Origin of the sequence: Mesorhizobium sp. M7A.F.Ca.ET.027.03.2.1 (assembly GCF_003999175.1) — a bacterium.
Lineage (GTDB): Bacteria > Pseudomonadota > Alphaproteobacteria > Rhizobiales > Rhizobiaceae > Mesorhizobium.
The window spans coordinates 1-497 of record NZ_RZOM01001858.1 but is presented as its reverse complement, the minus strand read 5'-3'; the positions used below and the strand labels follow the sequence as shown (position 1 = coordinate 497).

Here is a 497-nt window from a genome sequence, read left to right as displayed (position 1 = left end):
GGCAAAGCGCAATGCGCCGAGTTCCAGCGGTCCGAAGGCAGCGAGACCGGCGCGGATCGCCGGAAAGGCGGAGGCCCAACCAACCACCGTCAGCGCGACAGCAATGGCTGCCGTGGTGTCCATCCGCTGTGTCGAATTCAACGTGCCCGTCATTGCGTTCATCTCACTGCCCTCGCATTCTTCGGTCCTGAAAGGCAGAAAACGCCATTTCAGGCCAGTTGACAAACGACCAAATCGAGGATCACCTGTGACTATGGATCACAGCTCGGACACAATGGTACCGCTCGAAACACTGCGCGCCTTCGATGCGGCGGCGCGAACAGGCAGCTTTTCGGCGGCCGCCGAAAAGCTCAACATCACCCATGGCGCCGTGAGCCGGCAGATCGCCAAGCTCGAGGACTGGCTGGGATTGAAAGTCTTCGACCGTGGGGCGCGCGGCGTCTCGCTGACGATCGAGGGCAACCGGCTGCATCTGCGCACGGCGGAAGCCTTTGCGC

General features: G+C 62.2%; 1 protein-coding gene and 1 pseudogene. One reads left to right on the top strand and one right to left on the bottom strand.

The window, feature by feature from the left end; all coding sequences use genetic code 11:
- Positions 1-162 (bottom strand): annotated as a pseudogene (locus EN750_RS41375) (EamA/RhaT family transporter); the annotation flags it as partial.
- A 91-nt stretch (positions 163-253) separates the two neighbouring features.
- On the opposite strand from EN750_RS41375, the gene EN750_RS38465 reads away from it, so the two are divergent.
- Positions 254-497: LysR family transcriptional regulator (locus EN750_RS38465; protein WP_127399521.1), on the top strand; the 244-nt coding region annotated here is incomplete at its 3' end.